Raw genomic sequence first — 21,691 nt, forward strand, 5'->3', positions numbered from 1 at the left:
CGGCCCGACGGGCCCCCACAGGCTCTCCTGTCCGCGCCCGCTCCCGGGTACGGTCCCTTGAGCATCCTCGCAGGAGAGTCATCCGTGACCCTGGTCGTCGACGCGTCCGAGACGTCCGCCGCGGCCGCGCTGATGGTGGCCCGCAGCGTGCGCCCGGAGCGGGTCATGCGCTACTACAAGGCCTGGGACCGGGCCGCCGACGACGGGCTGGTCCCGCCCTTCGAGGCCCTCCAGCCGGGCCAGGAGGCAGACCTGCCGGACGCGGACGTGTGGCTGAGCTGCTACGTCTCCGCACCAGCGCGAACTCCGAGCGCGGCACCGCGATCGCCGAGGCAGCCGAGGCCGAGGGCATCCGCCCGACCAGGGCGCTGGAGGTCGCCGAGAACCCGACCGCGCTGCGCGCGGCGATACTCGCCGACCCCTCGACCGCCCGTGCGGCCCGCGCCGCCCTGCTGGACCGGCTGCGGGAGGATCCCGAGCTGCAGGCGGAGCCGGCGCGTGACGTCGTACGCACCGACGACCTGAAGAAGGCCGTCGCGACCGGGAGCCGGGCCGCCGACCGGATCGGGTATGTCCGGCCGAGCTGCGCGAGGAGGCCGAGCGGCATCTGTCGCTGATCGACGAGCTGGAGGACGGCGAGGACACCGGCGAGTGGGCCACCGAGGCTTACGACACCATGAAGTCGCTGGCCGCCGAGGCCGTCGAGGCCGACCACGAACTGCGCGTCCAGTCCGGCGGGAATCCGCGGAATCAGTCACACGGGTGAGCATCCCGGGCGGCACCGGGGTACTAGAGGGCTCTACGCCGATTGTTGCCGGAGGCCCTCGCATGAACTCGTTCGTGCACACGACGCTGGTGGTGCAGCTGCGCGCGGAAGGCACCAGCCGGTGTCCCGTGCTGGCCCATCTCAGTTACGACACCGACGACCCGTTCGCGGTCACCGCCGTCTTCGGCCACGACGGCCGGGTACTGGCCTGCTGGCGGCTGGACCGGGAGATGCTCTGCGACGGTCTGGTCCGGCCGGTCGGCGCCGGGGACGTGCGGCTGCGGCCGGCCGCGACCGGTGCGTGGCACGAACTGCGCATGGAGTTCCTCGGGGACGTCCGGCCGGACGGCAGTCGGCACCGCGCGGTGGTGTTCGCCTGGGCGCCCGCGGTCGCCGCGTTCCTGCGGGAGACCCACCGGATCGTCCCGCCGGGCCGGGAACGCGTCCCGGTCGACGAGCTGGTGGCCGAGATCCTCTCCGCGGGCTGAGCGGCCGTGGTCAGGCCCGCGGGTCCGGCCGCCGGTGCTATGCCGGGCCCCGGCCGGGCGCGCCGCCGTCCGGCCGCCCGCGCGCGGCGCCGTCGGACGAACGGGCCGTGTGCCGGTGGCGGGCCCACAGCGGCAGGCCGTACCAGCAGACCAGGTACCAGACGACCACGGCCGTCACCAGATACGGCACATAGCCGTCGTGGGTGGCCACGCGCAGGATCAGCAGCAGCGAGGACGCCATCGTCACCAGGAGCATGACCAGGCCGACGAACGTCATCCGGGACGCCAGCCGTACCGCCTGCGGTTTCACGCGGCGGCCGGACACCAGGCGGTGCAGGGACACCGGTCCGATGAGGGCGCCGGTCGCGCAGGCGCCGAGGACGACGGTCACGATGTAGATGACCTGGTCGGCGTGGGGCAGCGTGGCGTACTTCGGCTGGAAGACGACGGTCAGCAGGAAGCCGAACAGGATCTGCACGCCCGTCTGGGCGACCCGGACCTCCTGGATGAGTTCGACCCACATCCGGTCGGCCCGCTCCTCCTCGGTCTCGTTCCGCCCTCTGCGCCGTCCTTCCTGAGTCATGCGGTGCGGGTAACCGCTCGGCCGTTCGTTCAAACGACGCGTGCCCCGACGACTACCAGCGGTGTTCGACCTGGTCCTTGATCCGCCGCTCGTACAGGTCACGGATCGCGGTGAACGTCTCCTCGGGCAGCGGGGGCAGCTTGGCGGCGGCCGCGTTGGCGCGGGCCTGCCCCGGGTTGCGGGCGCCGGGGATCACCGTGGTCACGCCGTCCTGCTCGATGATCCAGCGCAGGGCCAGCTGGGCCGGGGTGTACCCCTCGGGGGCCAGCGCGGCGAACTCGGCGGCGGCGTCGACGCCGGTGTCGTAGTCGACGCCGGAGAAGGTCTCGCCCTGGTCGAACTGCTCGCCGTGCCGGTTGAAGGTGCGGTGGTCGTTGGCCGCGAACACCGTGTCCTTGGTGTACTTGCCGGACAGCAGGCCGGAGGCGAGCGGCACCCGCGCGATGATGCCGACGCCGGCCTCGCGGGCCGCGGGCAGCACCTCGTACAGGGGCTTCATGCGGAAGGGGTTGAGGATGATCTGCACACTGGCCACATGCGGCCGCCTGATGGCGGTGAGCGCCTCGGCGCAGGTCTCCACGCTCACCCCGTAGGCCGCGATGCGCTCCTCTTCGACCAGGGTGTCCAGGGCGTCGAACACCGCGTCGGAGGAGTAGACGGGCGTCGGCGGGCAGTGCAGCTGGACCAGGTCGATGCGGTCGACGCCGAGGTTGCGGCGCGAGCGGTCGTTCCAGGCGCGGAAATTGTCCAGGACGTAGTTCTCGGGGATCTGTTCGACCCGGCGGCCCATCTTGGTGGCCACCAGCACATGCAGGTCGGGCCGGCCGCGCAGGAAGGAGGCGATGGTCTCCTCGCTGCGTCCGTCGCCGTACACGTCGGCCGTGTCGAAGAAGGTGACCCCGGCCTCGGCCGCCGCCTCCAGGACGGACAGGGCCTGCTTGTCGTCCACGTCGCCCCAGTCGGCGCCCAGCTGCCATGTGCCGAGACCGACCACCGATGCCCACTGCCCCGACCTGCGGATTGCGCGTTCGTCCATGGCGCCAGTCTGTCATCCGGCGCGGGAGCAGGCGGAACGGTCCTCTCCGGCGGGCAGGCCGTGTCTCCATCACCCACTTGGGTGAGATGGGCCGGCGTCACGCCGAGAACCCCACAGTGGAACCTAGCGTGGCCGTGTGATCGATCGTTCGATGGACAACCATCCTTACCCCGACGGTGGTTCGGGCCCGCTCAGCCGGCGCGGTCTGCTGCGCAGCGCCGCCGCGCTGGCCGCCGTACCGGTGCTGATCGCGGCCGACCCGGCGGTGGCCGCTGCCGAACTCCCCGGGTTTCCGGCGCCGGTGGCGCTGTACCGCTCGGCGTACCGCAACTGGGTGGGCGAGATCACCGCCGACGGGTTGTGGGCCTGTGCACCGGCCGGGCCGGAGCAGGTGCGGGACGTCGTCAACTGGGCCTGGCGCAGCGGCTGGCGGGTGCGGGCGCGGGGCTGTGCGCACGGCTGGTCCCCACTCACGATCACCGAGGGGACACCGGCCGGCTCCCGGGTCCTGCTGGTCGACACGGCCCCGCATCTGACCGGACTGGTGCTGGAGCCGGACTCGGCAGTCCGCGCCGGCGCCGGAGTCACCCTGGAGGCCCTCCTCGCCTTCCTGGAGGGGCACGGGCTGGGCCTCACCGCCACACCGGCGCCGGGCGACCTGACGCTGGGCGGTGCCCTGGCGATCGACGCGCACGGCACCGCCGTACCGGCCGACGGCGAAAGCCCGCTGCCGGGGAGCACGTACGGCTCGCTCAGCAACCGGGTGCTGGAGCTGACGGCCGTGGTGTGGGACGCGGACCGCGGGGCGTACGTACTGCGCACGTTCCGCCGGGACGAGGCGGACTGTGCCGCGCTGCTCACGCATCTCGGCCGGGCCCTGGTGACCGAGGTGGTGCTGCGGGTCGGTCCGGACACCCCGCTGCGCTGTGTCAGCCGCACTGACGTCCCGGCCCGCGAGCTGTTCGCGGCGCCCGGCTCCGCCGGCCGGACCCTGGAGAGCTTTCTGCGGCGCTCGGGCCGTGTCGAGGCGATCTGGTTCGCCTTCACCGAGTTCCCGTGGCTCAAGGAGTGGAGTGTCGCGCCGGTGCGGCCGGCCGGCTCACGGCACGTCACCGCGCCGTACAACTACCCGTTCTCCGACAGCCTGCCGACGCCCGTGGCCGATATGGTGGGGCGGCTGGTGGCGGGCGCCGCCTGGTACCTGGCGCCGGAGCTGGGCGCCGCGCAGCTCACCGTGGCCTCCCTGGGGCTTGCGGCCACGGACTCCGCCGACCTGTGGGGCCCGTCGAAGAACACGCTGCTGTACCTCCGGCCGACCACGCTGCGGGTGACCGCGAACGGGTACGCGGTGCTCACCGGCCGGGCCGGAGTCCAGCGCGTGGTGCACGAGTTCACGCGTGTCTACAGGGAGCGACTGGCGGCGTACGCGGCACAGGGGCGTTTCCCGGTCAACGGCTCGGTGGAGATCCGGGTGACCGGTCTCGACGACCCGGCCGACTCCGGCGTGTCCGGCGCGCAGGCCCCGCTGCTGTCCGCGCTGCGCCCGCGCCCGGACCACCCCGAGTGGGACACCGCGGTGTGGCTGGACGTGCTCACCCTGCCGGGCACGCCGTACGGGGAGGCGTTCCTGCGCGAGCTGGAGCGGTTCCTGCTGACGACGTACGACGGCGGGGCCGCGCTCGCCCGCGTGGAGTGGTCCAAGGGCTGGGCGTACACGGCGGACGCCGCCTGGAGCGACGCCGGGGTGCTGGGCACGGCCGTGTCCGGCACCTTCGGGCCACAGGAGTGGGCGGAGGCGGTCGCGAACCTCGACCGCCTCGACCCGCACCGGGTGTTCGGGAACGCCTTCCTGGACCGGCTCCTGCGCTGACCGCGCCTTCTGCACCGCTCCTGCGGGCGGTGTGCGGGACAGCGGGCCGCCCGGGTGTCCGATCGCGTCAGTCTGACGTGGTGAGCCGGGCCACTCGGGCGGACGGCGGACGGCAAGTAACAGCGTGAACGCGGTCGTCGCGGCAAGGAATTCCCCGTTCCGGAGCGGATCCCGACCCGTACACGACAAGATCATCTTTGTTCAACCCTGTACGACATGTGGGTAATTGTCCGAATCGCAGCCAACCGGTTCCGGGCGATTTCTTCCCGTCACCGAGCCCCCGATAGGCATGCGTGGTCACCACCGGAACACTCCAGGAGGACCCGCATGCCCGACCTCACCCGGCGCCGCGCGCTCGCCGCGACGGCCGCCCTCGCCGCGACGGCCACCGTCACCGCCCTCGCGGCGCCCACGGCCTCGGCCGCCGGACACGACCACTCCATGCCGATGCCGGACACCTTCAGCGAGGTCTACAAGGGCCGCCGGATACAGGGCCGGCCGATGACGACGGGCTCCGGCGGCCACCACCACGAACACGGCGGCGGCTACGAGGTGTTGATCGACGGCGTGCAACTGCATGTGATGCGCAACGCCGACGGCAGCTGGATCAGCGTCGTCAGCCACTACGACCCGGTGCCCACCCCGCGCGCCGCCGCCCGCGCCGCGGTCGACGAGCTGCAGGGCGCCCCGCTGCTGCCGTTCCCCGCCAACTGACCGCCACCGCCAAGGACTTCCGGAGCACCGCGCACCATGACCGTACGCAAGAACCAGGCCACCCTGACCGCCGACGAGAAGCGCCGGTTCGTAGGCGCCGTCCTCGAACTCAAGCGCAACGGACGCTACGACGAGTTCGTCCGCACGCACAACGCCTTCATCATGTCGGACACCGACACCAGTGAGCGGACCGGCCACCGCTCGCCGTCCTTCCTGCCCTGGCACCGCAGATTCCTGCTCGACTTCGAACAAGCGCTGCAGTCGGTGGACCCCTCGGTCGCGCTGCCCTACTGGGACTGGAGCACCGACCGCACGGTACGGGCCGCGCTGTGGGCGCCGGACTTCCTCGGCGGCACCGGGCGCAGCAGCGACGGCCGGGTGATGGACGGCCCGTTCGCCGACTCCGGCAAGTGGCCGCTGAACATACGCGTCGACGGCCGTACGTTCCTGCGCCGCTCGCTCGGCACCGCCGTACGCGAGCTGCCGACGCGCGCGGAGGTGGAGTCGGTGCTGTCCATACCGACGTACGACATGGCGCCGTACAACAGCGCCTCGGACGGGTTCCGCAACCACCTGGAGGGGTGGCGCGGGGTCAATCTGCACAACCGGGTCCACGTCTGGGTCGGCGGCCAGATGGCCACCGGGGTCTCCCCCAACGATCCGGTGTTCTGGCTGCACCACGCCTTCGTCGACAAGCTGTGGGCGGAGTGGCAGCGGCGGCATCCGGGCGCGGCCTACGTGCCGGCCGGCGGCACGCCGGACGTCGTGGACCTGAACGAGACGATGAAGCCGTGGAACGACGTGCGCCCGGCGGATCTGCTGGACCACACGAAGTTCTACACCTTCGACAGCTGACGACAGCTGACGACGGCCGACGGCGACCGAGACGGCCGAGGCGGGCTGATCAGGCCTCGGCGGTCCGGCACTCCGGGTGGCCCCAGCCCTGCGCGTTCTTGGCGATGGACTCGCCGGCCGCGTAGGAGCGGCCGCACAGGCAGCGGCCGGGGAACTTCGCCTTGATCGTGCGGGAGGACGCTCCGCCGCCGGCGCGGCGGGGCGCCTTCTTGCGCGGGGCGGCCGCCTTCGGGGTGTCGGGCGACGGCGGCGGCTCGGGCGAGCCGAGCGCGCTGCCGGCCGCCTCCTGGACGGTGGCGGCCTGGCTGGCGGCACGGTCGGCGAAGTCGTTCAGCGGGTCGCCGTCGACCTGGTGGGCCGGGACATAACGGAAGTCGACCGACCGGCCGTCGAGCAGCGCGTCGATGCGGACGACGAGATCCTGGTTGGCGACGGGCTTGCCGGCCGCGGTCTTCCAGCCGTTGCGCTTCCAGCCGGGCAGCCAGGTGGTGACCGCCTTCATCGCGTACTGGGAGTCCATCCGGATCTCCAGCGGCACGTCCGGCGCGACGGCCGTGAGCAGCCGCTCCAGGGCGGTGAGTTCGGCGACGTTGTTGGTGGCCCGGCCGAGCGGGCCGGCCTCCCAGCGGACGGCGGTCCGCTCGTCGTCGGAGATCACCCACGCCCATCCGGCCGGTCCCGGGTTTCCCTTCGAAGCCCCGTCGCACGCGGCCACCACACGTTCACGCATATGCCCGATCATGCCATGGTCACGCGGGTGACCGTGCCGCGTCGTGCCGCGGGCCGCCTGGCCGGGGGCGCAGGTCAGACGTCCGTGACGGTCGGCATCTCCCCTTCCCTGGTCGTGATGTCGATCACGGAGAAGTTCGCACCCTGCGGATCACCGAGGGCCGCGAACCGGCCGAAGGGGCTGCCCATCGGCCCGAAGCGGAGGACACCGCCGAGCTTGGTGGCGCGGGCCACGGCCTCGTCGCAGTCGTCGACGGTGAAGTAGACGTTGATGTACGACGGCACCTCGGGCGGGAAGTCGTCGGTCATCCGCATCCGGCCGAGGACCGTGTTCTCGCCCACGTCGAACATCCGGAAGTCGACGGCGTGGTCGTCGATCTGCTTCATCCGGTACGGGAAGACACCGGAGAAGAAGGTGTCGGCCTTCTCCGGCTCACGGGTGAAGACCTCGGCCCAGCAGTAGGCGCCCGGGACCGCGGTCGCCTCGAAGCCCTCGTGGGTGCCGCCCTGCCAGACGCCGAACACGGCTCCGCTGGGCTCGCGGGCCAGGCACATCGTGCCGAAGTCGCCGACCTGCATCGGCTCCATCAGCACCTCGCCGCCGTTCTCGCGGATCTTCTCCGCGGTGGCGGCGGCGTCCGGCGAGGCGAAGTACAGGCACCACTGCGACTGACCTTCCTGGCCGGGCATGGGCGGGACGACGGCGGCCACCGCCTTGCCGTCCGCGTAGGCCTGCGTGTAGTTCCCGTACTCCGACGACGACTCGCCGAAGGTCCAGCCGAGGACGTCGGCGTAGAACCGCTTGGCTCCCTCGACGTCGCTGAACATCGCATCGGCCCAACAGGGCGTTCCCTCGGGTTGCACGGCCATGCTCGCGGCCCTCCTGGTCTGTGTCGCGTACGGCTGGTCCCCCGCTGCAGTCGGTGTGTCCCGAAGCTCACGCTAGCCATCCGGTCCTCGGGCCGCGCGCCGGACGAGGGGATCGCCGGGCCGCCGAGGCCGTCCGGTGCCGCTCGTCACGGAGGGTGACCCACCCTGCACCGGGCCGGCGGGAGGTGCGCACCACGGGCGCGGGGGCGAAAGCCCGGCGCGCATCCACCCACGCGCCCCCCTTGCAGCCACCATCGACAGGTTTGCACCACCAGGTGATGAAAGAGCCCCTTTTCGCGCCTTTCCCAGCGATCATGCGGCCTGTTTGGCTGTCCGTGCACACCACCACCTGGCACACCACCGCTCGATCCCGTCACCCCTGTTCATCGCTCTGCTGGAGGCAATGTGACCACACCGGACAGCGCCACCGGTCCCGCCGTCGACGAACCCGCTCCCGATCCCGGGGCCGACGGGCAGCTCACCAGTCTGAGCACCCGGGCTGCCCGTCAGCTCACCACGACCACCAAGTCCGAACCGCAGATGCAGGCCATCACCTCGCGATGGCTGCTGAAGACGCTGCCGTGGGTGGACGTCAAGGGGGGCACCTACCGGGTCAACCGCCGACTGACGCTGCGCACGGGGCGCGGCCGGGTGCACTTCGAGCAGAACGGCGCCGACGACATCCGGGTCATCCCGGAGACCCTGACCGAGCTGCCGATCCTGCGCGGCTACCCCGACATCGACGTGCTGCGGGAGATCGCCGGCCGCTTCCAGCCCCGTGAGGTGCGCGCCGGGCAGGTGCTGTTCGAGGCCGGCCAGCCGGTGACGGAGGCCTACCTGGTCGTGCACGGCCGGTTCACCCGCTACACCGCCGGCAAGTACGGCGACGAGGAGATCACCGGGGTCGTCACCGACGGCGACCAGATGGGCGACGAGGCCGTCGGCCAGTCCGACCCGCTGTGGCTGGCCTCGGTGCGGGCCGAGACCGCGGGCGTGGTGCTCGCGCTGCCCTGGGCCGTCGTGCAGGAGTTCACCGAGCGGGTGCCCTCGCTCGCCGCGCACCTCCAGGCATACGTCGAGCGGCAGAACCGGCCCATGAACCGCAAGGGCGAGGCCGAGGTGCCGGTGCAGGCCGGCCATGTCGGCGAGCCCACGCTGCCCGGTGGCTTCGTGGACTACGAACTCGCCCCGCGCGAGTACGAGTTGTCCCTCACCCAGACCGTGCTGCGGGTGCACACCCGGGTCGCCGATCTCTATAACCACCCCATGGACCAGACCGCGCAGCAGCTGCGGCTGACGGTCGAGGAGATCCGCGAGCGCCAGGAGTGGGAGCTGGTCAACAACCGGGAGTTCGGGCTGCTGCACAACGTCGACTACGGCCAGCGGATCAGCACCTTCACCGGCCCGCCGGTGCCCGACGACCTGGACGAGCTGCTGTCGATGCGGCGCAAGACCAAGGTGTTCCTGGCCCATCCCAAGGCGATCGCGGCGTTCTTCCGGCAGTGCAACCGGCGCGGACTGGTGCCGGGCACCGCAAGCGTCGACGGCCATGAGGTGCCGGCGTGGCGGGGGGTGCCGATCTTCCCGTGCAGCAAGATCCCGATCAGCGACGACCACACCACGAGCATCATCGCGCTGCGCACCGGCGAAGCCGACCAGGGTGTGATCGGGCTGTACCCGACCGGCATCCCGGAGGAGTACCAGCCGGGACTGAACGTCCGGTTCATGGGCATCGACTCGGCCGCGATCGTCAACTACCTCGTGACCGCCTACTACTCCCTGGCGATCCTCGTGCCCGACGCGGCCGGGATCCTGGAGAACGTCCAGATCGGCCGGTTCCCCGAATGACGTCCGAGCACTCCATGAGCACACCCGCCCCCTCCTACACGCTGCCCGGGCCGCCCAACATCGCCCAGAGCCTGCGCAGGCCCCGCCGCACCGGCGCGATCCCCGGACTGCACTACCAGCCGGCCGTCCCCGCCGACCCGGAGAAGGCGGCCGAGATCGACCGCCGGCTGGAGACCTGGGCCCGGGAGCTGGACCTGTTTCCCACGGCCTGGAACGGGGACTTCTCCGGCTTCCAGTTCGGCCGGGCCGTCGTACTCCAGCACCCGGGCGGCCTCGACCTGGACCGGCTCACCGCCGCCGGGAAACTGCTGCTCGCCGAGAACATCGTCGACTCGTGCTACTGCGAGGAGGACGAGGGCAGGGGCGGCTCGCGGCGCGGTCTGGCCGGCCCGCTGATCATCGCCCAGTCGGCGCTCGACCCCTTCCACGGTGTCCCGGAGCTGGAGGAGGAGTGGCGCCACGGCATCCAGGCCGACGGCCCGCTGCGCTCGTACCACTTCGCGCTCGCGGACTACGCCACCTTCGCCACGCCCAGCCAGACCGACCGGTTCGTGCACGACATCGCCCGGCTGCACCTGGGTTATCTGGGCGAGGCCGCCTGGATGGAGACGAAGTACGTGCCGCGGGTCTGGGAGTACCTGGTGATGCGGCAGTTCAACAACTTCCGCCCGTGTCTGTCACTCGTCGACGCCGTGGACGGCTACGAGCTGCCCGAGCAGGTCTACGCCCGCCCCGAGATCCAGCGGATCACCGCCCTGGCCGCCAACGCCACCACGATCGTCAACGACCTGTACTCCTTCACCAAGGAGCTGGCCAGCGACCCCACGCACCTGAACCTGCCGCAGGTCGTCGCCGCCAACGAGCGGCGCGGTCTGAAGGCCGCCTATCTGAAGTCCGTCGAGATCCACAACCGGATCATGGAGGCCTTCGAGGAGGAGGCGGCCCTGCTGTCCGCCACCTCGCCGCTGGTGGAGCGCTACGCCCGGGGGCTCGCCGCCTGGGTGTCGGGCAACCACGAGTGGCACGCCACCAACACCCACCGCTACCACCTGCCCGACTACTGGTAACCGCCACTTGTGAAACACCGTCACATGCGCTCAGAGGAGTCCTCGTTGACCACTGCCCCCGCCACCCGGACCACGCCCGCTCCGGTCCCGGCCCAGTCCATCTACCAGAGCCGGGTCGCGGACTACTGGAACGCCGAGGAGAACCCGGTCAACCTCGAACTCGGCAAGATCGACGACCTGTACCACCACCACTACGGCATCGGAGAGGCCGACCGCTCGGTGCTCGACGAACCCGATCCGGAGCGGCGCCGGGCACGCGTCACCGCGGAACTGCACCGCCTGGAACACGCCCAGGCCGAACTGCTCGCCGCCCACCTCGGGCCGCTGGCCCCAGCCGACCGGGTCTTCGACGCCGGCTGCGGCCGGGGCGGCGGAAGCGTCGTGGCGCACCTGCGCTACGGCTGCCACGCCGACGGCGTCACGATCTCCGCCAAGCAGGCCGAGTTCGCGAACGAGCAGGCCCGCGCCCGGGGCATCGACGACAAGGTGCGCTACCACCACCGCAACATGCTCGACACCGGCTTCCCGTCGGGAGCGTACGCGGCGTCGTGGAACAACGAGTCCACCATGTACGTCGAGCTGGACCTGCTGTTCGCCGAGCACGCCCGGCTGCTGCGCCGCGGCGGACGCTATGTGGTGATCACCGGCTGCTACAACGACACCTACGGGCGGGCCTCGCGCGAGGTGTCCCTGATCAACGCGCACTACATCTGCGACATCCACCCGCGCTCGGAGTACTTCAGGGCGATGGCCCGCAACCGGCTGGTACCGGTGCACGTCCAGGACCTGACCGAGGCCACGATGCCCTACTGGGAACTGCGCAAGCAGGCCGACCATCTGGTCACGGGCATCGAGGACACGTTCCTCGACGCCTACCGCAACGGCAGCTTCCAGTACCTGCTGATCGCGGCCGACCGGGTCTGAGCCCGAGAAAACCGTGTGGACAGCGAGGGCTTCGAGACGCTGTCATGGGCCGCGATGACTGCCCATGACAGCCGGACTCCACCGAAGATGCACGCGGACGAGGCCGACCTCGACGCCCCGCTGGTCAGGCGGCTGATCGCCCGCCGGTTCCCGCACTGGGCCGCGCTGCCCGTACGGCGGCTGGCGTCCTCCGGGACCGAGAACGCCATGTTCCGCCTCGGCAGCGACCTGCTGGTACGGCTGCCCCGGCGGCCCGGCGCCGTACCGGATCTGACGCACGAGCAGCGCTGGCTGCCCCGGCTCGGGCCGCTGCTGCCGGTCGCCGTGCCCGAACCGGTGGGTGCCGGCGAACCGGACGAGGGCTATCCGTGGCCCTGGTCCGTCTACCGCTGGCTCCAGGGATGCAATCCGGTGGCCGGCGCCGTCTGCGAGCCGGAGCGGCTCGCCGAGGACCTCGGCGCGTTCGTGCGCGCGCTGCGCCGGATCGCGCCGCAGGACGGGCCGCCCGGATACCGGGGCGGCCCCTTGCGGGACCGGGACGAGCCCACCCGGGCAGCCATCGCCGAGCTGGGCGGACGGGTCGACGGCGGCGCGGTCACGGCCCTGTGGGAGCAGTCCCTGCAGGTGCCGGCCCACACCGGGCCGCCGGTGTGGGCCCATGGAGATCTCTCCCCCGGGAACGTGCTGGTCGACGAGGGCCGGCTCAGCGCGGTCATCGACTTCGGCTGCGCGGGAACGGGCGACCCGGCCGTGGATCTGATCGTGGCCTGGAACCTCCTGCCCGCCTCCGTCCGGGACACCTTCCGCGAGGCCGTCGGCGCCGACGACGCGGAATGGGCGCGCGGGCGGGGCTGGGCGCTGTCGATCTCGCTGATCCAGCTGCCGTACTACTGGGACACCAACCCCGTCCTGGCGGAGAACTCCCGGCATGTGATCACGGAGATCCTCGCCGAGGCGGGGTGACGGCCGGGGAGCCCCCGGAGGTCCACTACTCCCCCGCGTACGCCTTCTCCAGCGCGGCGACGTCCAGCTTGCCCATGCTCATCATGGCCTTCATGGTGCGGGCCGCCTTCTCCTGGTCGGGGTCGCCGAGCAGGTCGGGCATCCGGTCGTAGACGACCTGCCAGGAAACGCCGTACTTGTCCTTGAGCCAGCCGCAGGGGCCGCCCTCGCCGCCGTTCTCGGTGAGCCTGGTCCAGTAGTAGTCGATCTCGCTCTGGTCGGAGCAGAGGATCTGGAAGGAGATGGCCTCGTTGAAGGTGAACTGGGGGCCGCCGTTGAGCGCGATGAACTTCTGGCCGTTGGCCGTGAACTCGACCACCAGCACGGAGCCTGCCGGGCCGGGACCGGCCTCGGTGTGGCGGCCGATGCGGCCGATGCTCGACGAGTTCTTGAAGACCGAGACGTAGAACTCGGCGGCCTCCTCGGCCTGGCCGTCGAACCACAGACACGTGACGAATCCGTCGGTGGTCATGAGTACCTCCTGGGCGGGGAACGCGGTCTTCGGTGTGGACCGGTCCTCGCGGCGAAACTCATCGGCGGGAGCGCCGATTACTCCGTGCGGGTGAACGGGGTCCCCGCCTAGCATCCCGATCATGCCCTCCACACCTGCCGAACGCATCGAACCCTTCCGGCTGTCCGTCCCACAGAGTGACCTCGACGACCTGTACGACCGACTCGACCGCACCCGCTGGCCGGCCGAACTGCGCGGAGCCGGCTGGGAGTACGGAGTCCCGGCCGGCTATCTGCGGGAGCTGGTCCGGTACTGGCGGCACGAGTACGACTGGCGCGCCGCCGAGGCCGAGCTGAACCGGTGGCCGCAGTTCACCACCACCATCGACGGCGCCACGGTCCACTTCGCGCACGTCCGCTCCCCGGAGCCGGACGCCACACCTCTGCTGCTCACCCATGGCTGGCCGGGCTCGATCGTGGAGTTCCTGGATGTGGTCGGCCCGCTGACCGACCCCGTGGCGCACGGCGGGGACGCGGCCGACGCCTTCCACGTCGTGGTGCCGAGCATCCCCGGCTTCGGGCTGTCCGGGCCCACCACCGAGCAGGGCTGGGAGGCGCGCCGGGTGGCCGACGCCTGGGCGGAGCTGATGCGGCGGCTCGGCTACGAGCGGTTCGGGCTGCAGGGCGGCGACTGGGGCGCGGGTATCTCGCGCGAGCTGGGCCGCGTCCATCCGGACCGGGTGATCGGTGTCCACCTCAATCTGCTGCCGGGCGCGCAGGCGCTCAGCGAGCCGACCGAGGAGGAGCTCGCCGCGCTCGGCCCCGAGGAGCGGGAGCGGACGCTGCTGTCCTGGCGCCGGTGGGACGCATGGTTCCGCGACGGCGCAGGGTACGCCGCCCTGCAGTCCACCCGTCCGCACACCCTCGGCTACGCCCTGACGGACTCACCCGTCGGCCAACTCGCCTGGATCGTCGAGAAGTTCCGGGAGTGGGCGGACTGCGAGGACCTGCCGGAGGATGCGGTGGACCGGGACCGGCTGCTGACCAATGTGATGCTGTACTGGCTGACCGGTACGGCGGGTTCGTCCGCCCGCATCTACTACGAGCGGGCCCACGTCACCGGCGCCCGGGCCGCCCGACCGGCCGCGCCGTCGACCGCGCCGACCGCGCTGGCCGTGTTCCCGGCCGACCCCCAGATTCCACTGCGGCACAAGGCGGAGCGCACCGAGAACCTCGTCCGCTGGACCGAGTTCGACCGCGGCGGCCACTTCGCAGCGATGGAGGAGCCGGACCTCCTGATTCCCGACATCCGGGCCTTCTTCCGCCGGCTCCGCGAGAAGTGACACGCCCGCCGGGTGGCGCGGCCGGGGCATCTCGGGTGGTCGCCGGGCCGCCGGTGATCCGCCCTGGCGGGTCGGGCCAGGTGATCCCAGGGCCGCCGGGTAAGTGCCCCGGCGGGTCGGACCAGGTGATCGGGAGGGCGCGGGGTCGCGGGGCGAGTGGCCGGGCCGAAGGCGGACGGCCCGGGCACGGCCCGTCGCGGGACCCGGCCGGCCAGGGAGGCCGCTCGGCTGCGGTGCACCGCCCCCACGGCCGGGACCGGGTCCGCTGAGACGGTCGCTCCGTTGCCGTCACCCGGTTGCCGTACACGGGCGCAGGACCACCGCAGCGTCGATACGCCCTCGGGCGGCCGGGGAGCCCCTCGCCACCGCGCACCGCTCGGGCCACCAGAGACGGAGCCTGCCGTAACGCCGGGGCGGCTCAGGCTGCCAGGCAGAGGGTGTTGTAGGGGCGGGCGGTGGAGGGGCGGGGGTGCGGGGTCGTGCGGCGGGTCAGGTCGGCGTGGGCCAGGGACAGCAGGTCGGCGAGGCCCAGGCCGAGTGCGTGCGCTGCGGCGGCGAGGACCTCCGAGGACGCCTCCTTGCGCCCGCGCTCGATCTCGGAGAGATAGGGCAGCGAAATCCTGGCCGCGTCGGCCACGTCCTTGAGGGTGCGGTCCTGCGCCCGCCGCTCGCGGCGCAGCACCTCACCGACCAGATCGCGCCACAACGGCTCCTTGGTCTCTGTGCTCTGTGTGCTCTCTGCATGACGCGTGGGCGCGGGCTCGCCTTCCGCCGGACGGGCGGGCGCCGGTCGCAGGGGGATCACTCGGGCTTCGTTGCTCACCTGGTTGGTCACCCACGTCAGCGTAGGGGCGGTGGGCCATCGGACAAGGGCCCGGCATTGCGCCCTGAGGGAAATCCGAGAGGCCGGTTTCCCGCCACTGAGCAACTCCGTGTGCATGCGAGACGTGACCGGGGGTACCCGCCCCGTGAGCGGCACCACCGGCGCGCATGAAAACAGAGCGCTCCGGGTATCCAGAACAAACGGTAAGAAACGGGCAAAGTAGCCGCCGAGGCAGACGGAGAACCGTGACTTTCGTGGGAGAGGTAATGAACACCGCCGGGATCCGGTCGGAAGCAGAGGTCACCATGAGGACCGAGCAGGACAGGACGGGCGAGGGGTCACTGCCTGGCATCGCGGACCCGGCGTCCGTCGCGCCCCGTGACGCGCGGGAGCTGTCCCGCCAGTTCTTCCGCCGGCTGACCGAGCTGGAGGAGGGCACGCACGAGTACCAGTACGCGCGCAACACGCTCATCGAGATGAACATGTCGCTGGTCCGCTTCGCAGCCGGACGGTTCCGGGGCCGCGGCGACGACATGGAGGACATCGTCCAGACCGGCATGATCGGCCTGATCAAGGCCATCGACCGGTTCGAGCTGGCACGCGAGGTGGAGTTCACGTCCTTCGCGCTGCCGTACATCGTGGGCGAGATCAAGCGTTTCTTCCGGGACACCACCTGGGCCGTGCATGTGCCGCGCCGGCTCCAGGAGGCCCGGGTGGAGCTGGCCAAGGCGCGCGAGGAGCTGTCCAGCCGGCTCGACCGGGATCCGACGGTGAGCGAGCTGGCGACACTGATGAACATCTCCGAGGACGAGGTGGTCGAGGCCCAGCTCGCCTCCAACGGGTACAACTCCGCGTCCCTGGACGCCGCGCTCACCGGCGACGGCCCCGAGGACGGCGAGGCGGTGCTCGCGGACTTCATCGGCGTCGAGGAGGAGGGGCTGCGGCTCGTCGAGGACTACCACGCGCTCGCCCCGCTGATGGCACAACTCAGCGAGCGGGACCGGCAGATCATCCATATGCGGTTCGTCGAGGAGGCCACCCAGGCGGAGATCGGGGAACGACTCGGCTGCTCCCAGATGCACGTGTCCCGGCTGATCAAGCGGATCATCACCCGGCTGCGCGCGGGGATGCTCGGCGAGCTGGGCTGCGCCTGAGCCGGCTGCGAGTGCGGCACGCCCCTGAGGCGGCGGTGCGTCCGCCGCCTCAGCGCTGCAGTTCGAAGCGGGCCCGCACCCGCTTGCCGACCGGAACGCGCTCCGCGGTGACCTCCGAGGCCAGGGCGCACACGATCTCCAGACCGTGGCGCCCCACGCGTTCGGGGTTCTTGGGGTAGCGGCGGGGCAGGGCGGTGCTGCTGTCGTACACGCACACGGTGACGGCGCTGTCCGTGCCCTCCAGTTCCAGGATGAACGGGCCATTGCTGTGCTGGTCGGCGTTGGTGACCAGTTCGCTCACGACCAGCAGCAGCTCGCCGTCGGCGCGCCGGTCAAGGGTGGCGCACCACTCGGTTCGCAACTGCTCCAGGAACTGGGCCGCGAAGACGCGCGCCTCGGCGATGCATCCGGGTTCGCCGGTGTAATGCGCCGCGCGCCGTAGCGGTTCCACGGGTACGTCGAAACCAGTCGGTATCACTGTCCCGCCCAGATGCTTGGTCATGCCGTCTCTCTCGAAAACCCGGTCCGGCCGGTCACTGTTGCACCTGTCCTCGTACCCCGAGCCGGGCTCGGCAGTCCCCCGGGGCGTTCGCCCACCGCGCACAGTGGCGACGGTCACGCGCCCAGCAGACTCCCCCTGCTCACTCCGACGGCGAGCCCTGCGGCTGCGGCTGTGCGGCCTGACCGCCGACTCGCCGGGAGCGGAGTCCCCCGGCGACGGCGCGGATCCTGTCGTCTGCCGCTCCGAGGACGACGTGGACGATCCGCCGCCGACCGCACAGGTGACGTGGCCGGGCGGCGGTCCTGTCGGGTGGCCGGGAGACGGAAACTCGGCGCTCACGTGCCCTTCTTCCCGTCGCGTTCCGGTCGCGATCGCAGCGATCGTCGTGATACGCGGCTTGATGTGTCGCAGGGTGCCGAGGCTCGCAAGCCGACGCGGACGGCCCACCCGGCGGGCGCCGTGCCGGGCCGCTGCTTAGCGTGGCAAGCGTGAGCGCTCCGACCGTCTCCGCGCGGCCCGCCGCCCACCACGGCTGGGCGCGGGCCGTGGCGACGGTGCTGACCGGGCTGGCCGTCATGGTGCTGGTTTCAGCGCTCGGACTGTGGGCGGCCGGAGCAGCGGGCCTGCCGGACGGCGCGTTCCCGCGGGTGGTGGCCGCGGCCCTGGTCACGGCGGTGGGCGGCAGTGTGGAACTCTCCGGCAACGCGGGGGTACTGGCGCAGACCCGGGCCGGGATCACCGTGATCCCCCTTTCGGTGACCCTGGCCGGTGCCCTGGTGATCGGCGCGGGCTTCCTGCGCCCGCTGCGGCACCGGGCGGTGGCCTCGGCGGGTGAACTGGCCGGCTGGGCCGCCCGGATCGCGGTGCTGTGGCTGCTCGTGCTGATCGGCCTGGCCTTCGGCGCCCGGCAGACGTTCGCCGTCGACGTGGGCAGCGGCGCCCTCAGCGACCTGACGGGGCTGTTCGACGTGGCGCCGAAGGTGGGGTTCACCACGGACGTGCCGCTGACGGTGCTGTTCGGGTTGCTGTGGCTGGCCGGAGTGCTGCTGCTGGCGCTGCTGGTCGCGTACGGGGCGCCGCTGCCGGCTCGGCTGCTGCGTTTCCAGGAGTCGGTGCGCCCGGCCGCGCACGCGGTGGTGGTCCTGCTCCTCGCCTACGTCGTGATCGGCCTCGTCGTCGCGCTGATCACGGCGGCCACCCGTGGGCACGTCCCGGAGACCTTCGCGCTGATTCTGCTCGGCCTGCCCAATCTGGCCTGGCTGGCCCTGACCCTCGGCATGGGGGCGACCTGGAACGGCCGCGTGGACGGGCCGTTCGGCCTGCCGATGCCGCACGTCCTGGACGCGATCCTGCGCACCCCGGACGTCTCCGCGCTGAACATGGGCTCGCTCACCGACCACGACGGCCGGTGGTGGTGGCTGGTGGCCGTGGACGCGATCCTGCTGCTGGTCGTGGCCTTCCGCATGGCGGTCCGCTCACCGGCCCGGATCCGCCTGTGGCAGCACGCCGTTCACCTGGCCGTGGCGCTGGCGCTGGCGGTGCTGATGATCTGTCTGGCGGGCCGCAGTTCGGCGCACTACGGACTCTCCCTGCTCGGCATCGGGGATCTGGGCGGCGGGCTGTCCGGAGAGTTGTTCCTCAAGCCACGGTTGTGGCAGGCGGTGGGCCTGGGCGCAGTGTGGGGACTGGTCGCGGGCTTCCTGGGCGGCCTGCTGGCGCGCCCGCTGCGAAGGCAGGGCGAGGTGAACCGGCCTTGAAGTCCCGGACACCGGCCACCCCATCCGTCCGGGCACGCCGCTCGTCACGGGGGGCGTCCTCGGGGAAGCCCGGTTCGGCGGCACAGGACAGGGGCGTGCGCGGTGAGCCGGGGTGCAGGACGTCGTCCTGCGGCAGGGTCGGCGTCATGGACACGTGTCAGGCGACGGGCACCACGAGCACCGGCAGGGTGCGCTGCATGCGCAGCGCGTCCACGGACTCGGCGAGCAGTTCGTACTCGGTGGTGTCGTCGCTGGCGGCGATCCGCACCAGCCGTCCGCCCGCCAGCTCGTCGGCCACCAGCTCCTGCCGGACGTCATCGGCACACCAGGCACGCAACAGGGCGGGCACGTCGGCGACCGTGTCCGCGACCGGCACCAGCGCGCCCGCCGGGAAGGCCAGGTCCTCCGGGCTCGGGTCGAGGCGCTCGGCGATCCAGGACGCCCGGTCCCGCAGCCACCACAGGGCCAGGGCCAGCGTCGGCGCGCGATAGGTGCCGAGCGGTACGCCGATGCGCCGGCCGTCGCACATGCCGTACGCCGTGACATGGCACAGGAATTCGTCGTGCATGTCTCACTCCCCCGTCGCCTCGCTGGTGTGCCGGCCTGGACCTCGCTCTGCGTGCGGCTCCTGTGCGGTGAAGTGCCCCTGGCGTTCGAGTATCGCCACTCCTGAAACAGTGTCACCATGACTTTCCGGCCAGTCTGTTGGCATATTCACCGCGTGTTCTGGCCGGAATTCACCGGCAGGTGCGCGCCCGGGCATGACCCGGCAGGTAATCGACCCGCCCCTCGGACCTCCGGCATGGTGGTCACACCGGATCGGCGAAGCCCCGAACCGGCTCCGACCAGCAGCTACGACCTCGATGGAGGCTGATTCACCATGTCCGTGAACACCGACCGCTACGAGACCGCCGCCGCCCGCTACTTCGAGGCCTGGAACGCCACCGAGCCGGAGGCGCTGAAGAAGGCGGTCGCCGCCGCATGGACGGCGGACGGCGGCTACACCGACCCCCTCGCCGAGGTCCGCGGCCACGAGGGCATCGCGGCGGTGATCGCGGCGGTGCACGAGCAGTTCCCGGGGTTCGTCTTCCGTCCGCTCGGCGCGGTGGACGGGCACCACGACACCGCGCGCTTCGGCTGGGAGCTGGTGAACACGGCCGACGGCTCGGCGCCGGTGGCGGGGTTCGACGTCGTCACACTGGACGAGGAGGGCCGGATCCGGCAGGTCCTGGGCTTTCTGGACCGCGTCCCGGCGGATGTCTGACACCGCCCGGCCGGCGACGGGTTCGACCGCTGGGGAGGGTCTGCCCCGGCGGACGGTTCCCTGACGGAGCCGAGTTCTCCGGCACCCCCGGCCGGTCGAGGTCCGCGGCACGGTCGACGGGGCGGAGGGGGTGCGGGCCTTCTCCGTGCATCCCGGCAGCCTCGTCGACCCCGGCCTCGCCCGGCACCTCGCCCGGAAGACCCGGGGGCCGGGCCACGGGCACCCGCGGCACCCGGACCCGCCCGGTTCATGGCTCCGCCCGCCGGCTGAAGACGATCCCGGAGGTGACGGGGACCAGTTGTCCCGCCGCCCCGTCCGGCGAGACAACGGGCCGCCGGGCGGACGGCGTCCACTGCGGGGCGGCCGCTGTCGGCCCCTGATCCGGGCGGACGACGAGGCATCCCGACCGACCGGCCCCGTCGCGCCACCCGGCGTGCACGGCCCCCCAAGGCAGCGCCGGGCGCGTTCGGTTTCCCCCAGGCGGCACCCGGATGCCCTCGGCAGCCGCCCTCACCGCCCCGGTGGCCGGTGTCCGTGCACGGAGTGCTCAGTGCTTCACGATCGCGTCGATCCGGGCCAGTTCCTCGGCGTCGAAGTCCAGGTTGCGGATGGTGCCGACGCTGTCCTCGATCTGCCGGGGGCTGCTCGCGCCGACCAGTGCCGAGGTGACCCGGCCACCGCGCAGCACCCAGGCCAGGGCCAGCTGGGCCAGGGTCTGGCCGCGGGACTTGGCGATCTCGTCGAGGGCGCGCAGCCGGGCGACCAGGTCCTCGGTGACCGCGTCCGAGTTCAGGAAGGGGCTGTCGCTCGCCGCGCGGGAGTCCTCCGGGATGCCGTCGAGATAGCGCCCGGTGAGCAGGCCCTGCTCCAGCGGGGAGTAGACGATGGAGCCGACCTGCAGTTCGTCCAGGGCGTCGAGCAGTCCCTCGTCCTCGGGCCGCCGGTCGAGCATCGAGTAGCGCGGCTGGTGGATGAGGAGCGGGGTGCCGAGGTCGGCGAGGATGCGCGCGGCCTCGCGGGTCTGCTCCGCAGAGTAGTTGGAGACGCCGACGTAGAGGGCCTTGCCCTGCTGCACCGCGGTGTGCAGCGCGCCCATCGTCTCCTCCAGCGGAGTGTCCGGGTCGGGGCGGTGCGAGTAGAAGATGTCGACGTAGTCCAGGCCCATCCGGGTCAGGCTCTGGTCGAGCGAGGACAGCAGGTACTTGCGCGAGCCCCATTCGCCGTAGGGGCCGGGCCACATGAGGTAGCCGGCCTTGGTGGAGATCACCAGCTCGTCGCGGTACGGCGCGAAGTCGGCCCTGAGTGCCTCGCCGAGCGCGGACTCGGCGGCGCCGGGGGGCGGGCCGTAGTTGTTGGCGAGGTCGAAGTGGGTGACGCCCAGGTCGAAGGCGCGCCGCAGGATGGCCCGCTGCGTCTCGACGGGCCGGTCCGGGCCGAAGTTGTGCCACAGGCCGAGGGACAGCGCGGGCAGTTTCAGCCCGCTGCGTCCGGTGCGCCGGTGGGGCATGTCGGCGTAACGGTCGGGGTGTGCGGTGTACAACGCGACTCCAGAGGGGTTGGCACACGGTCACGGTCGTCGCGGCTCCCGGGAGCCTGCGCTCCGGGCAACCGCTTCCCACTCTTCCCCGCCCGCCGGGCAGCGGTCC

21 protein-coding genes and 1 pseudogene are annotated in these 21,691 nt (G+C 71.8%); 13 read left to right on the forward strand and 9 right to left on the reverse strand.

Annotated elements, in window-relative coordinates; all coding sequences use genetic code 11:
• Positions 1-57: 57 nt before the first annotated feature.
• A pseudogene (locus tag ACIGXP_RS00215) lies at positions 58-730 on the forward strand (hypothetical protein); the annotation flags it as partial.
• A gap of 98 nt (positions 731-828) precedes the next feature.
• The gene (locus ACIGXP_RS00220) at positions 829-1,254 is read left to right on the forward strand and encodes an SsgA family sporulation/cell division regulator (protein ID WP_363219028.1); all 426 of its coding nucleotides are present in this window, start codon (positions 829-831) and stop codon (positions 1,252-1,254) included.
• Between the two features lie 37 nt (positions 1,255-1,291).
• Here ACIGXP_RS00220 and ACIGXP_RS00225 read toward each other — a convergent pair whose 3' ends face one another.
• The gene (locus ACIGXP_RS00225; protein WP_399762510.1) at positions 1,292-1,837 is read right to left on the reverse strand and encodes a DUF6328 family protein; all 546 of its coding nucleotides are present in this window, start codon (positions 1,835-1,837) and stop codon (positions 1,292-1,294) included.
• A gap of 52 nt (positions 1,838-1,889) precedes the next feature.
• Complete coding sequence (locus tag ACIGXP_RS00230; RefSeq protein WP_399762512.1) at positions 1,890-2,873, reverse strand: aldo/keto reductase; 984 nt, start codon at positions 2,871-2,873, stop codon at positions 1,890-1,892.
• A gap of 151 nt (positions 2,874-3,024) precedes the next feature.
• On the opposite strand from ACIGXP_RS00230, the gene ACIGXP_RS00235 reads away from it, so the two are divergent.
• The 3 genes from ACIGXP_RS00235 to ACIGXP_RS00245 all read left to right on the forward strand — a co-directional run bounded on the left by ACIGXP_RS00235 (position 3,025) and on the right by ACIGXP_RS00245 (position 6,312).
• Positions 3,025-4,743 (forward strand): cholesterol oxidase substrate-binding domain-containing protein, encoded by a 1,719-nt coding sequence (locus ACIGXP_RS00235; protein WP_399763487.1) that lies wholly within the window; start codon positions 3,025-3,027, stop codon positions 4,741-4,743.
• 327 nt (positions 4,744-5,070) lie between these two features.
• Entirely contained in the window at positions 5,071-5,457 is a 387-nt protein-coding gene (locus tag ACIGXP_RS00240) for a tyrosinase cofactor (RefSeq protein WP_399762514.1), read from the forward strand.
• A 36-nt stretch (positions 5,458-5,493) separates the two neighbouring features.
• Positions 5,494-6,312 carry a tyrosinase family protein gene (locus ACIGXP_RS00245; RefSeq protein WP_363218450.1) on the forward strand — a complete coding sequence of 273 codons (819 nt, stop codon included), beginning with the start codon at positions 5,494-5,496 and terminating at the stop codon, positions 6,310-6,312.
• Between the two features lie 49 nt (positions 6,313-6,361).
• Here ACIGXP_RS00245 and ACIGXP_RS00250 read toward each other — a convergent pair whose 3' ends face one another.
• Positions 6,362-7,054, reverse strand: a complete 693-nt coding sequence (locus tag ACIGXP_RS00250) for a ribonuclease H (RefSeq protein WP_399762516.1) — start codon at positions 7,052-7,054, stop codon at positions 6,362-6,364.
• 62 nt (positions 7,055-7,116) lie between these two features.
• Positions 7,117-7,911: a VOC family protein gene (locus ACIGXP_RS00255; RefSeq protein ID WP_363218452.1), complete on the reverse strand. Its 795-nt coding sequence runs from the start codon at positions 7,909-7,911 to the stop codon at positions 7,117-7,119.
• A 405-nt stretch (positions 7,912-8,316) separates the two neighbouring features.
• On the opposite strand from ACIGXP_RS00255, the gene ACIGXP_RS00260 reads away from it, so the two are divergent.
• From ACIGXP_RS00260 to ACIGXP_RS00275, 4 genes are read left to right on the forward strand one after another with little or no spacing between them, the layout of a single operon-like run.
• Positions 8,317-9,759 (forward strand): family 2B encapsulin nanocompartment shell protein, encoded by a 1,443-nt coding sequence (locus ACIGXP_RS00260; RefSeq protein ID WP_399762519.1) that lies wholly within the window; start codon positions 8,317-8,319, stop codon positions 9,757-9,759.
• A gap of 14 nt (positions 9,760-9,773) precedes the next feature.
• Positions 9,774-10,826, forward strand: a complete 1,053-nt coding sequence (locus ACIGXP_RS00265; RefSeq protein WP_399762521.1) for a family 2 encapsulin nanocompartment cargo protein terpene cyclase — start codon at positions 9,774-9,776, stop codon at positions 10,824-10,826.
• A gap of 45 nt (positions 10,827-10,871) precedes the next feature.
• Positions 10,872-11,750, forward strand: a complete 879-nt coding sequence (locus ACIGXP_RS00270) for a geranyl diphosphate 2-C-methyltransferase (RefSeq protein WP_363218455.1) — start codon at positions 10,872-10,874, stop codon at positions 11,748-11,750.
• A 54-nt stretch (positions 11,751-11,804) separates the two neighbouring features.
• Positions 11,805-12,713, forward strand: a complete 909-nt coding sequence (locus ACIGXP_RS00275) for an aminoglycoside phosphotransferase family protein (RefSeq protein ID WP_399762523.1) — start codon at positions 11,805-11,807, stop codon at positions 12,711-12,713.
• 25 nt (positions 12,714-12,738) lie between these two features.
• On the opposite strand, the gene ACIGXP_RS00280 is transcribed toward ACIGXP_RS00275, so the two are convergent.
• Positions 12,739-13,224, reverse strand: a complete 486-nt coding sequence (locus ACIGXP_RS00280; RefSeq protein ID WP_363218456.1) for a VOC family protein — start codon at positions 13,222-13,224, stop codon at positions 12,739-12,741.
• Between the two features lie 121 nt (positions 13,225-13,345).
• Here ACIGXP_RS00280 and ACIGXP_RS00285 point away from each other — a divergent pair, with 121 nt between their 5' ends.
• The gene (locus tag ACIGXP_RS00285) at positions 13,346-14,545 is read left to right on the forward strand and encodes an epoxide hydrolase family protein (protein WP_399762526.1); all 1,200 of its coding nucleotides are present in this window, start codon (positions 13,346-13,348) and stop codon (positions 14,543-14,545) included.
• 418 nt (positions 14,546-14,963) lie between these two features.
• On the opposite strand, the gene ACIGXP_RS00290 is transcribed toward ACIGXP_RS00285, so the two are convergent.
• Complete coding sequence (locus ACIGXP_RS00290; RefSeq protein ID WP_399762528.1) at positions 14,964-15,380, reverse strand: helix-turn-helix domain-containing protein; 417 nt, start codon at positions 15,378-15,380, stop codon at positions 14,964-14,966.
• Between the two features lie 254 nt (positions 15,381-15,634).
• Here ACIGXP_RS00290 and ACIGXP_RS00295 point away from each other — a divergent pair, with 254 nt between their 5' ends.
• Complete coding sequence (locus tag ACIGXP_RS00295; RefSeq protein WP_363218474.1) at positions 15,635-16,522, forward strand: RNA polymerase sigma factor SigF; 888 nt, start codon at positions 15,635-15,637, stop codon at positions 16,520-16,522.
• A gap of 49 nt (positions 16,523-16,571) precedes the next feature.
• Here the strand turns inward: ACIGXP_RS00295 and ACIGXP_RS00300 are convergent, their stop codons facing one another.
• Positions 16,572-17,024 carry an ATP-binding protein gene (locus ACIGXP_RS00300; protein ID WP_399762530.1) on the reverse strand — a complete coding sequence of 151 codons (453 nt, stop codon included), beginning with the start codon at positions 17,022-17,024 and terminating at the stop codon, positions 16,572-16,574.
• A 488-nt stretch (positions 17,025-17,512) separates the two neighbouring features.
• Between ACIGXP_RS00300 and ACIGXP_RS00305 the strand changes: the two genes are divergently transcribed.
• Complete coding sequence (locus tag ACIGXP_RS00305) at positions 17,513-18,781, forward strand: streptophobe family protein (RefSeq protein ID WP_399762532.1); 1,269 nt, start codon at positions 17,513-17,515, stop codon at positions 18,779-18,781.
• A 157-nt stretch (positions 18,782-18,938) separates the two neighbouring features.
• Here ACIGXP_RS00305 and ACIGXP_RS00310 read toward each other — a convergent pair whose 3' ends face one another.
• Complete coding sequence (locus ACIGXP_RS00310; protein WP_363218461.1) at positions 18,939-19,349, reverse strand: hypothetical protein; 411 nt, start codon at positions 19,347-19,349, stop codon at positions 18,939-18,941.
• Between the two features lie 312 nt (positions 19,350-19,661).
• Between ACIGXP_RS00310 and ACIGXP_RS00315 the strand changes: the two genes are divergently transcribed.
• Positions 19,662-20,045, forward strand: a complete 384-nt coding sequence (locus ACIGXP_RS00315) for a nuclear transport factor 2 family protein (protein ID WP_399762534.1) — start codon at positions 19,662-19,664, stop codon at positions 20,043-20,045.
• Between the two features lie 547 nt (positions 20,046-20,592).
• Here ACIGXP_RS00315 and mgrA read toward each other — a convergent pair.
• Positions 20,593-21,585, reverse strand: coding sequence for an L-glyceraldehyde 3-phosphate reductase (mgrA, locus tag ACIGXP_RS00320; protein WP_399762535.1), 993 nt, complete (start codon positions 21,583-21,585; stop codon positions 20,593-20,595).
• Between the last annotated feature and the right edge of the window lie 106 nt (positions 21,586-21,691).

This window comes from Streptomyces sp. NPDC053069, from assembly GCF_044546895.1.
Taxonomy (GTDB): Bacteria; Actinomycetota; Actinomycetes; order Streptomycetales; family Streptomycetaceae; genus Streptomyces.

What these genes read in the sequence shown, in the direction of transcription:
- ACIGXP_RS00225 (WP_399762510.1), bottom strand. Translation starts at nt 1,837, where the DNA reads ATGACTCAGGAAGGACGGCGCAGAGGGCGGAACGAGACCGAGGAGGAG.
- ACIGXP_RS00295 (WP_363218474.1), top strand. Translation starts at nt 15,635, where the DNA reads ATGAACACCGCCGGGATCCGGTCGGAAGCAGAGGTCACCATGAGGACC.
- ACIGXP_RS00275 (WP_399762523.1), top strand. Translation starts at nt 11,805, where the DNA reads ATGACTGCCCATGACAGCCGGACTCCACCGAAGATGCACGCGGACGAG.
- ACIGXP_RS00240 (WP_399762514.1), top strand. Translation starts at nt 5,071, where the DNA reads ATGCCCGACCTCACCCGGCGCCGCGCGCTCGCCGCGACGGCCGCCCTC.
- ACIGXP_RS00255 (WP_363218452.1), bottom strand. Translation starts at nt 7,911, where the DNA reads ATGGCCGTGCAACCCGAGGGAACGCCCTGTTGGGCCGATGCGATGTTC.
- ACIGXP_RS00245 (WP_363218450.1), top strand. Translation starts at nt 5,494, where the DNA reads ATGACCGTACGCAAGAACCAGGCCACCCTGACCGCCGACGAGAAGCGC.
- ACIGXP_RS00250 (WP_399762516.1), bottom strand. Translation starts at nt 7,054, where the DNA reads ATGATCGGGCATATGCGTGAACGTGTGGTGGCCGCGTGCGACGGGGCT.
- ACIGXP_RS00285 (WP_399762526.1), top strand. Translation starts at nt 13,346, where the DNA reads ATGCCCTCCACACCTGCCGAACGCATCGAACCCTTCCGGCTGTCCGTC.
- ACIGXP_RS00315 (WP_399762534.1), top strand. Translation starts at nt 19,662, where the DNA reads ATGTCCGTGAACACCGACCGCTACGAGACCGCCGCCGCCCGCTACTTC.
- ACIGXP_RS00265 (WP_399762521.1), top strand. Translation starts at nt 9,774, where the DNA reads ATGAGCACACCCGCCCCCTCCTACACGCTGCCCGGGCCGCCCAACATC.
- ACIGXP_RS00280 (WP_363218456.1), bottom strand. Translation starts at nt 13,224, where the DNA reads ATGACCACCGACGGATTCGTCACGTGTCTGTGGTTCGACGGCCAGGCC.
- ACIGXP_RS00230 (WP_399762512.1), bottom strand. Translation starts at nt 2,873, where the DNA reads ATGGACGAACGCGCAATCCGCAGGTCGGGGCAGTGGGCATCGGTGGTC.
- ACIGXP_RS00300 (WP_399762530.1), bottom strand. Translation starts at nt 17,024, where the DNA reads ATGACCAAGCATCTGGGCGGGACAGTGATACCGACTGGTTTCGACGTA.
- ACIGXP_RS00235 (WP_399763487.1), top strand. Translation starts at nt 3,025, where the DNA reads ATGGACAACCATCCTTACCCCGACGGTGGTTCGGGCCCGCTCAGCCGG.
- ACIGXP_RS00220 (WP_363219028.1), top strand. Translation starts at nt 829, where the DNA reads ATGAACTCGTTCGTGCACACGACGCTGGTGGTGCAGCTGCGCGCGGAA.
- ACIGXP_RS00310 (WP_363218461.1), bottom strand. Translation starts at nt 19,349, where the DNA reads ATGCACGACGAATTCCTGTGCCATGTCACGGCGTACGGCATGTGCGAC.